The following is a 9,057-nucleotide window of genomic DNA, read 5'->3' as shown; positions in this document are numbered from 1 at the left end:
TAACGCATGGGCTGCGGAAAACGCAATACCGGCCGGGAATAATTGCCGCGGAGCGTACCATCGACCCCCTCGCCGTGCTAATGTCCGAAACCGTGGACCGACCCCTCATCAAGCCGCTGAGCAGGTCTTTTGTCATGCGAATGACAGTCCGGAAATACACTTTGGTCACCCCGGTAACACTGTCGCCGAAAATAGTGGAGAACAGGTGGAACTGATCGGACGGGTAGTCGTGCTCACCGGCGCGGCGCACGGAATCGGCGCCGCCATGGCCCGCAGATTCGCCGCCGAGGGCGCGAGCGGGGTGGTCGTGTCCGACCTCGACGCGGACGGCGCCGAACGCGTCGCGGCCGGGATCCGGGCCGCGGGCGGGCGGGCCGTCGCGGCGGTGACCGACGTGACGTCCAAAAAGGACTTGAAAGCGCTGGTCGCGGGCGCGCGAGCCGAGTTCGGGCCGGTGGACCTGTTCTGCGCCAACGCGGGCGCCGCGTTCGGCACCGGCGTGCACGCCGCGGACGAACAGTGGGCGAAATCCTGGGAAATCAACGTGATGCAGCACGTGCACGCCGCGCAGGCGGTGCTGCCTTCGATGCTCGCCCGCGGCGAGGGCTGCCTGCTGCTCACCGCGTCGGCCGCCGGCCTGCTCGGCGTGCCGGGCGACGCGCCGTACTCGGTCACCAAGCACGCGGCCGTCGCGCTGGCCGAATGGCTCGCGATCACCTACCGGCCGCGCGGGGTGCGGATCAGCGCGCTGTGCCCGCTCGGCGTGCGCACCGCGCTGCTGGAGCCGGGCCTCGCCGCGGGCCACCCGGCCGCGCTGGCGATCGCGGCCGCCGCGCCGCTGCTCGAACCCGAGGACGTCGCCGACGCGGTCGTGCGCGGGCTCTCCCGGGACGAATTCCTGATCCTGCCGCACGAAACGGTGCGGGACACGTTCGCCCGCAAAGCCAGCGCGGTGGACGCGTGGATCACCGAGATGGCCGCCCAAGGAGGCTGAAGTGGAATACCGCAGGCTCGGCACCAGCGGCCTCGCCGTCAGCGAAATCGCCTACGGCAACTGGTACAACCACCACGCCCCCGGCTGCGTCGCCGCGGCGCTGGACGCGGGCGTCACGACGTTCCACACGGCAGCGGCCTGGGACGGCGGCGCCGCGGAAGCCGCTTTCGGCACGGCGTTCGCCGGCGCCCGCCGCGACGATCTGGTCCTGTGCACCGGGGTGTTCTGGCCCGAAGGCCCCGGGCCCAACGACGCCGGACTGAGCCGCAAACACGTGATCGCGTCCCTCGAGGGTTCGCTGCGGCGGCTGCGCACCGACTACATCGACGTCTACCAGCTCTTGAGATTCGACTACAAGACACCGGTCGCGGAGACGTTCCTGGCCCTGTCGGACCTCGTGCGGCAAGGCAAAGTGCGCTACGTCGGCACCGCGGAGTGGACGGCGGACCAGCTGGCGCAGGCAGCCGAGGCGGCCGCGCGGTACGACGTGCCGCTGATCTCGAACCAGGCGCACTACTCGATGCTGTGGCGCGTGCCGGAGGCACAGGTGATCCCGGTGTCCGACCGGCTCGGCATCGGCCAGTTCGCCGCTGTCCCGCTGGCACAAGGCGTCCTGACGGGCAAATACGGCAACGGCGCGGTCCCGCCGGGTTCGCGCGCGACCGGACCGGCGCACGCGCGCCCGCTGCGGTACCCGGAACTGGTCGACCGAGTCGAACTGCTGCGCGGCGTCGCCGACGACGCGGGGTTGACCATGGCACAGCTGGCGCTCGCCTGGACCCTGCAACACGAAACCGTCGCCGCGGCGGTGGTCGGGGCGAGCACGCCGGAACAGCTGACTGAGAACGCGAAGGCCGCGGGTGTCCGGCTCGATCTGGATGTGCTGATGCGAGTGGACCAACTGCTAGGAAGCTTCGTGCAGACCGATCCTCGGCTGGTGTGGATGCCACCGCCGGGGAACTGACGCGATGTCGGCGGTAAATGGGCACCGCTGGACCATCAGCCGCAGCTGCGCGGCAGCGCTGGCGCCGAGTACGGCCGCATCGACAAGGTGTGCTGCGTCTGAGCGACGTCCGATGGACAGCCGAGTTCAGGCGTCTCGCGGACAGCGCAACCCGCTCCGGCCTGTGCCGCTCGAGCAGCACGAGTATTTCAGCGCTCGGTAACACGCTCCGCGATCCCGCCGTCTGTCCTGGTACAGACGAGGAGTTCACGCGATGATCGGTTCCCATTCTGGCGGCCCCGCGCCGTGGCCGGGCGCGGTGCCCGCCGCGTTCCCGTGCCCGTACTGCGCACAGCAGGTCCCGGCGGGCACGGTGCGCTGCTGGCGCTGCGGCAACCGGCTGGCTGCCGAGGCCACGCCGGGCGACACCGTCCGGCGGTTCGCCGCCGCGACCGGGCTGGCCGCGGGCGGCGTGCTGGTCGGGGTGTCGCCGGTCCTGCCGTGGTTTCAGGTCGTGCTGCTGGGGAACGCGAGCCTGTTCGACGTCGCTCGCCTGGCAAGCAGCCGAACCGTGCCGCTCGTCTTTCTTCCCGTGGCTCTGGCGGTCTGCGGCACCGCCGCGATCGTCGCGGCTGTCGTGCTGCGGGAGGGCGTCGCGGTCCGGGCGACTGGCTTCGTCCTGTTCGGCGTCGCCGGAGTCCTGGGCGGATTGCTCCTCTTCAGCTTGCTGAGCGGTCTCGACAGTGCTGGCGGCCTCCTGCACATCGGGCTGGGCCCCTGGGTCAGCGTCGCCGGTGCGCTCTTCATGCTCGTCGGCGCGGTGGTGCCGCAGCCTGCCGTCCGGCCACCGCGCACCGACGGCCGCACCGTCTTCTCCGCCATCACCTGCGCGGTCGCCATCGTGGTCGCCGCGCTGGGACTGACCGCCGTCACCGGCATCGACAGAACGACCCGCAGCACTGCGGACGGCGCGACGGCCCCGACGCTGGCCGCCCCCTCGTCGCCGGAACCCGTTCTCCCGGTGCCGTCCACCAGCGACCCGCAGCCAAGCAGCGCCCCGACTTCCACCGTGACCAAGGATTCAGCGCCCCCGGCCGCCCCGCGCGACACCCTCGCCGACGCCGAAGCAGTCGTCCAGGCGAAGGGCTACCGCCCCTATCCAGCCACCTCCTGGGAATCGGCCGACGGCCTGCAGGTCGTCCTCGCCACCATCGCCGAGTCGGCTGACGGCTACGCGAACCGGGCCTTCTTCTTCCACGACGGCAAGTACCTCGGCACCGACACCTCGGTGGACAGCGCCGGCATCCAGGAAGTGTGGTCCACCGACACCACCATCGCCCTCTCGTACGAGATGTACAACGCCGAAGACCCGCAGTGCTGTCCCACCGCCGACGCGGCGACAGTCCGCTACCACTGGACAGGAACCCGCCTCGTCCCCCTCGACGCGATACCGCCCGCCGACCCGAGTGCGAGCCCGAGCCGACGCTGACCTGAACTGCCGGAACCGACCTATATCCGCAGCAACCCAGCTACGCGGCCGAACGTGAGATGGAGTCGCCGTTGCCCACCCTTTCAATCCCTGACCGAGACAGTGGACCGAGCGGGGCGCTTCCCCTCACGTTCGACCGCGTTTTTCGCCCGTGGCGCTATGCCGTCAGCCATTCGGAACTTCGGTTGCGCACCGTCGACACCGAAGCCGGCGACCTGATCGAAGCCGCCTTCTTCGGGGTGGTCGGGATGAAACTCAAATCCCTCTACCAGTCCCTGACCATAGACTACGCAGACCGTGCGCAGACCGCGGAAATACTGCGGTTCGCAGACATCAAAGAGAAGTCCGCCCATCACGTGCGATGTTTGACACTGCACTCGACCGGCGACAGCGGATTCATCGCATGCCTCAGTTTTGTCGTCAGATCCTATCCCCCTGGACGCGGCCCCGACCGCACCGACAATTCTGCTTTGATCGCGAGGAGCAATCGCTAAGGTACCTTTCTGACACTTCGTTAAGCCGGATGCGAAAGCCTCGTCCAGCGTGTGCCCCGGCAGGCCTCACTCCACCGCGGGACCGATCGGCCCCAGCACCCCGGTCTCGGTCCGGACCCCTTCTTTGAGCTCGATGAACAGGGCGTGACTGTCGGTGTCGCCGATGTTGTGCCCGGCGTGCTGCTGAGCGGCCAGCCAGCCGACCTTGCCCGCGGTCAGCTCCAGGTCGTGCGTGCTGTCGTCGGCGGCGTACATCCGGCGGCGGAACGAACTGAGCACCACCAGCACGCTGTCGGGATGGGCGTGGCGGGTGGTGCGGTCGCCGGGCTTGTCGGTGTATTCGAGCACGCGGACGCGCTCGTTCTCGAACACCACGTGGTAGTGCTCCGGGTTGGTGACAGTGGGATCCAGGGCGGTTGCCGCATCGATGGTCATGACTGCCTCACCGAGAAGGTTCGAGGTCCGCCCGGCGGACGCCGGACGTGCGGCCCGGCCGCCGTCGCGGCGGGTACCGCAACGGAGGATTTTATTGCACGCATGCGTGCATGTAAATGAGTAGACTGGACGCATGCCTCGCCGTTATTCAATGCAGACCCGGCGCCGCGCCAGCGAAGAAGCGCGGACCCGCATCTTCGACGCGACCCTGGACGCCCTGGTCGCCTCGGGCGGGCAGCAGGTCACCATGCAGGAGATCGCCGAGCGGGCCGATGTCGCGCTGCGCACCCTCTACAACCACTTCTCCAGCCGCGACGAACTGCTGACCGCGGCGTTCGACCACCACACCGCGCAAACCCGTGCGGCCGTGGAGGATCTCGGCTTGCCCGACGCCGCGCCCGAACATCAGCTGCAGCACATCATCGAGGTGTACTACTCGCGGTACGAGCAGATGGGCCCGCGCCTCACCGTCCTGCTCGCCCAGCAGGACGCACCGGAACTGGACGAGCAGATCCGCGCGATCCGCCGATGGCGGCGCACCCTCCTGAACAGCATCGTCGAACGCGCCCACCGGGACGGCAGACTCGCGGTCTCCGCGTCGGCCGCCCTCGCGCTGGCCTACACCCTGACCAGTCACGCCGGCTGGCAAACCCTGCTCGACACCTTCGACGGCGACACGGCATCAGCTGCGCGCGCCGCCACCGAGGCGTTAACCTCCGCGCTGTTCCACCAGCAGCCCAGCGTCGATCATTGACCTGACCGAGGAGCGCCTCATGGCAACCGGAGCCGACCGGACCGCGTTCGGGCCGATGGTCATCGTCGCCGCCGACCAGCACGAGGCCCGGCCGCTGATCGACGACCCGTGGGCCCGCCGCCTCCTGCCCGCCAGCGGGAGGCTCGCGGCCGCGCTGACGAAATACCGGCCGATCCGGCGAGCGCTGATCGCCGCGACCGAGAAGAAGATCCCCGGCCTGTGGGCGAGCATGCTGTGCCGCAAACGCTATGTCGACGATGCCCTCCGCGCGGCTCTCGACGAGGGCGGGATCGAGGCGGTGGTCATCCTCGGCGCGGGCTTCGACACGCGCGCCTGCCGCCTGCCCGCGCTCGCGGAGATCCCGGTCTACGAGGTCGATCTGCCCGCCAACATCGACCGCAAACGCGCCGCGCTCACCAAGGCGCTCGGCCGCGTCCCCGCCAATCTGACCCAGGTGCCGGTCGACTTCAATACCGAAAACCTCGCCGACGCCCTCGCCCGGCACGGCTACCTCCCCGGTCGGACTTTCTTCGTCTGGGAGGCAGTCACCCAATACCTCACCGAGGACGGCGTCCGCCGCACGTTCGACTTCCTGGCCACCGCGGCCGCGGGCAGCCGCCTGGTGTTCACCTTTGTCCGCAAGGACTTCCTCGACGGCACCCGCCTTTACGGCGCCGAAGCCGCCTACACCGAGTTCGTTCGCAAGCGGCCGCTCTGGCGCTTCGGCCTGACTCCCGACCGCGTCGAGGCGTTCCTCGCCGAATACGGCTGGCACGAACGAGAACAAGCCGGACCGGAGGAATTCACCGCCCGGTACCTGCGGCCCGCCGGACGGGACCTGCCGGTGTCGGAGATAGAACGCTCCGTGCTGGCCGAGTTCACCGGCTGATCCCGCCTGCGGAATTCGCTCAGGTCAGATGGTCGAATTCCCCGCTGACCCAACGGATATGCGCGTCGGCAGAACGATGCACGACCGCCTTGGCGTCCGCGTCGATGGTGTCGCCGCCGAGCGTGTACAGCCGGTCGTAGGACCAGCCGTCGAGCCGGTCCACGATCCGCCGGACCACCGCGGCGGACAGCGGGATGTGCTTCGGGAAATTGCGCTGGAACGACACCCAATTCGGTGCGAGGCCGCCGCTGATCGAGTCGCCGGAGAGGATCGTGCCGTCGTGGGTGCGCAACACGGCACTGCCCAGCATGTGCCCGCCGACCTGGATCAGCTCGACCCCCGGCACCGGCTCGGCGTGCTCGGTCCAGAACTCGAGCACGGGATCGGTGCGGCCCAGCCATTCGCGGCCCGCGGCGTTCACCAGCACCGGAATCCGCCCGAACGCGTGACTCCAGCTGACCTGGGCGGCGAACATGTGCGGATGACTGGTCGCGATGGCGGCGACCTCGCCGAGCGCCCGAACCGCGGCGAGCGTGTCCGGCTCGATGGAAGTCGGCGGATCCCACAACACGTTCCCCCGCGCGGTCCGCACGACGAACGACCACTGCCCGATCCCCACCACCGGTTCCCGTCGCAGACTGTGCACCCCGCGGCCGTGGTCCCGCTCCCGCACCACGTGCGGTTCGGCGGCAAGCTGTTCGTGAGTGCGCCAACTCCCCGAATGCGGGCCCAGGTCGCCGCGCTCCTCGATGCCAACCTCGCCGCGGTCCAGCACGCAGTGCGGGGGTTCCGGGGAGCCGGGTTGTTCGATGCCGCATCGGTCGCAGATCCACAATGTCATGATCGAGATTCTTGAACCTCGACCATGGTGGAGGTCAACCTCCGATCGACGAACCACGCCGGTTGCTCCCCCGACCTGGCTCGCGAGCTACCGAATCCTCCAGCGCCGCAATCATTCCCGTCAGCGCGCCGAGGCTGACGGTCCGGACCTGGTCGCGGGTGAGGCGGTCGTGTTCGAGCCATTCCAGGCACAGGGTGTGCACGAACATCAGCCAGGACGTGAGCGCCGCGGACATGGTGGCGCGCTGTGCGCCGCTGAGGCCGGTGGCGGCGAGCATGACGTCGTGCATGGCCCGGTGGTCGCCCAGCACGATGGCTTGCACGACGGGGTCGCCGGCGAGATCGCGGTTGGCGGCCAGCACGGTGTGGCGGTTGGCCGCGAAGTAGTCCATGTGCGCGTCGAGGCCGGCGGCGATCTGGTCGGTCAGCGGCAAGTCTGGCTCGATCCGGATCTCGGCCTGCAGCTGCTCGGCGGCGCGCTGGTAGATCGCCGCGAACAGGACGCTCTTCTTCGGGAAATGCCGGTACAGCAGGGCACGGGAGACCCCGGCGCGTTCGGCGACGCGGTCCATCTGCACCTGCTCGTAGGGCAGTTCGGCGAACAGCTGCGCGCCGATGTCGAGGAGTTCGGCACGGCGCTGGTCCGGAGCGAGACGGCGGCGAGGCGGCATCGCCCCACCTTAGTTGACGCGCGTCCACTAGCGCGGTTACGCTTCGGCGGCTTAGTAGACGCGTGTGTACTAGTGGCGCGCGTCCGGGACCGGGAGGCGATCATGAAGGCCGTATTGCGGTGGTATCTCGTCGTTTTCGGGATCGCCTGCGCGCTGATCGCGCTGGCGCACATCCTGATCGGGCCGAGCACGATCATCGGCGCGAACACCCCGAACGCCACCCTCGACGGCGATCTGCGGTTCTCGATGCTGCTGTTCCTCGCCTACGGGATCGCCTGCGTGTGGGCCGCCCGGGACCCGGACCGGCACGCCGGCCTGATCCACCTCCTCATGCTGGTGTTCTTCGCCGGCGGGCTCGTGCGCTTGCTGACCGTCGCCTACTCCGGCTGGCCGCACTGGTTCTACGTCGCGATGCTGGTTGTCGAACTCGTCACGCCGCTGATTTATTCGCCCCTGCTGCAGAAAGCCACCGGACGCCCGGCGACCGCGGACCTCGCGGCGTTGACGCGATAGGGCTTCCCGTTGCGAACAAAGGAAAACATCATGCTGGCCGGTTTCATCGCTTACCACTATCCGCATCCGCATTACCGCGACGAGTTCTTCCGGCGCGTGGAAGGCGTCGCCCGGGTTTTCCGCAGCGCGCCGGGGTTCCTGTCGGCGGATTGCTGGCTCACCGCAGACGGGGAAACCATCGTGTGCGTTGCCAAAGCCGAATCTCGCGAAGCGCTCGAAGCCGCCATAGCCCTGCGCCATTCGCCGCAGACCCGGCTCGCGCTCGACGCGGAGTTCGGCGAAGCGCCGCCCGGGGTCGTTGACGGCACGAACACCGAACTGTTCGCGCGCCCGCATCTGGTTCACCAGCTCGTGTCGCGGTAAATCCGGCTCGTTTCCCGGTCAACGGTGAGGACAATCGTGATGAATGCGCAAGAACCCGCTCGCACTGAGGTTTTGGTAGTCGGAGCCGGTCCGGCCGGAATGGCGGCAGCGGCCTCCCTGTCCGATCAGCGCGTCGAAACGATGGTCGTGGACAAACAGGCCGAAATGATGAACACCTCACGGGCAGCGGTCGTGCATGCCCGCACGCTTGAGGTGCTCGAGGAACTTGGCGTCACCGAGGAACTCGTGGCACGCGGCATCCGCGTCTCGAAATTCACTGTGCGCGAGCATGATCGCGTGCTGCTGCACATCGATTTCGACCAACTGCCCAGCGCTCATCCCTATACCCTGCTGGTGCCGCAGGACATTACCGAGCAGGTACTGCTCAAGCGGCTGCACAAGGCAGGCGGGCAGGTAACCCGGCCCAGCGAGGTGACCGCGTTGGCGCAGGACCCCGCAGGCGTCACCGTCACCCTGACCACCGGCGAGCAGATCCGAGCCGGATACGTCATCGGTGCCGACGGAATGCACAGTCTCGTCCGCGAGCAGGCCGGCATCACGTTCCACGGCGACAGCTACCCGCAGTCGTTCGTCCTCGCCGACGTCGTCCTGACCGGCGACGTGACCGACGCGGAAGTCCGGCTCTACTTCGCCCCCGAGGGAGTCACCGTG

12 protein-coding genes are annotated in these 9,057 nt (G+C 68.7%); 9 read left to right on the top strand and 3 right to left on the bottom strand.

Annotated features, from left to right (window positions below; all coding sequences use genetic code 11):
- Positions 1 to 205: 205 nt before the first annotated feature.
- The 4 genes from WA670_RS40490 (at position 206) to WA670_RS40475 (ending at position 3,920) form a co-directional block, all read left to right on the top strand.
- A complete protein-coding gene (locus WA670_RS40490; RefSeq protein ID WP_336161395.1) occupies positions 206 to 994 on the top strand; it encodes an SDR family oxidoreductase in 789 nt (262 codons plus the stop codon).
- Between the two features lies 1 nt (position 995).
- On the top strand, positions 996 to 1,958 hold the full coding sequence (locus WA670_RS40485; RefSeq protein ID WP_336161394.1) for an aldo/keto reductase: 963 nt from the start codon (positions 996 to 998) through the stop codon (positions 1,956 to 1,958).
- A gap of 253 nt (positions 1,959 to 2,211) precedes the next feature.
- Positions 2,212 to 3,426: an LppP/LprE family lipoprotein gene (locus WA670_RS40480; RefSeq protein WP_336161393.1), complete on the top strand. Its 1,215-nt coding sequence runs from the start codon at positions 2,212 to 2,214 to the stop codon at positions 3,424 to 3,426.
- A 71-nt stretch (positions 3,427 to 3,497) separates the two neighbouring features.
- Positions 3,498 to 3,920, top strand: a complete 423-nt coding sequence (locus WA670_RS40475; protein WP_336161392.1) for a hypothetical protein — start codon at positions 3,498 to 3,500, stop codon at positions 3,918 to 3,920.
- A 66-nt stretch (positions 3,921 to 3,986) separates the two neighbouring features.
- Here the strand turns inward: WA670_RS40475 and WA670_RS40470 are convergent, their stop codons facing one another.
- Entirely contained in the window at positions 3,987 to 4,355 is a 369-nt protein-coding gene (locus WA670_RS40470) for a hypothetical protein (protein ID WP_037812704.1), read from the bottom strand.
- Positions 4,356 to 4,488: 133 nt separating this feature from the next.
- On the opposite strand from WA670_RS40470, the gene WA670_RS40465 reads away from it, so the two are divergent.
- Both WA670_RS40465 and WA670_RS40460 read left to right on the top strand, forming a co-directional pair.
- On the top strand, positions 4,489 to 5,109 hold the full coding sequence (locus tag WA670_RS40465) for a TetR/AcrR family transcriptional regulator (RefSeq protein WP_134730720.1): 621 nt from the start codon (positions 4,489 to 4,491) through the stop codon (positions 5,107 to 5,109).
- Between the two features lie 19 nt (positions 5,110 to 5,128).
- Positions 5,129 to 5,998, top strand: coding sequence for an SAM-dependent methyltransferase (locus WA670_RS40460; RefSeq protein WP_336161391.1), 870 nt, complete (start codon positions 5,129 to 5,131; stop codon positions 5,996 to 5,998).
- A gap of 19 nt (positions 5,999 to 6,017) precedes the next feature.
- Here WA670_RS40460 and WA670_RS40455 read toward each other — a convergent pair whose 3' ends face one another.
- Together WA670_RS40455 and WA670_RS40450 are read right to left on the bottom strand one after the other, a co-directional pair.
- Positions 6,018 to 6,839, bottom strand: a complete 822-nt coding sequence (locus WA670_RS40455; RefSeq protein WP_336161390.1) for a hydrolase — start codon at positions 6,837 to 6,839, stop codon at positions 6,018 to 6,020.
- Between the two features lie 34 nt (positions 6,840 to 6,873).
- Complete coding sequence (locus tag WA670_RS40450; RefSeq protein ID WP_336161387.1) at positions 6,874 to 7,509, bottom strand: TetR/AcrR family transcriptional regulator; 636 nt, start codon at positions 7,507 to 7,509, stop codon at positions 6,874 to 6,876.
- A gap of 102 nt (positions 7,510 to 7,611) precedes the next feature.
- On the opposite strand from WA670_RS40450, the gene WA670_RS40445 reads away from it, so the two are divergent.
- The 3 genes from WA670_RS40445 to WA670_RS40435 form a co-directional block, all read left to right on the top strand.
- Complete coding sequence (locus WA670_RS40445; protein ID WP_336161386.1) at positions 7,612 to 8,022, top strand: DUF4345 domain-containing protein; 411 nt, start codon at positions 7,612 to 7,614, stop codon at positions 8,020 to 8,022.
- A 30-nt stretch (positions 8,023 to 8,052) separates the two neighbouring features.
- Positions 8,053 to 8,385, top strand: a complete 333-nt coding sequence (locus WA670_RS40440; RefSeq protein WP_275295040.1) for an antibiotic biosynthesis monooxygenase — start codon at positions 8,053 to 8,055, stop codon at positions 8,383 to 8,385.
- 39 nt (positions 8,386 to 8,424) lie between these two features.
- On the top strand, positions 8,425 to 9,057 hold a 633-nt coding region (locus tag WA670_RS40435), incomplete at its 3' end, for an FAD-dependent oxidoreductase (protein ID WP_336161383.1).

The sequence above is a fragment of the Amycolatopsis sp. VC5-11 genome (assembly GCF_037034185.1).
Lineage (GTDB): Bacteria > Actinomycetota > Actinomycetes > Mycobacteriales > Pseudonocardiaceae > Amycolatopsis > Amycolatopsis nivea.
The sequence above is the reverse complement of the archived record's forward strand: the minus strand, read 5'-3'. Positions and strand labels throughout refer to the sequence as shown.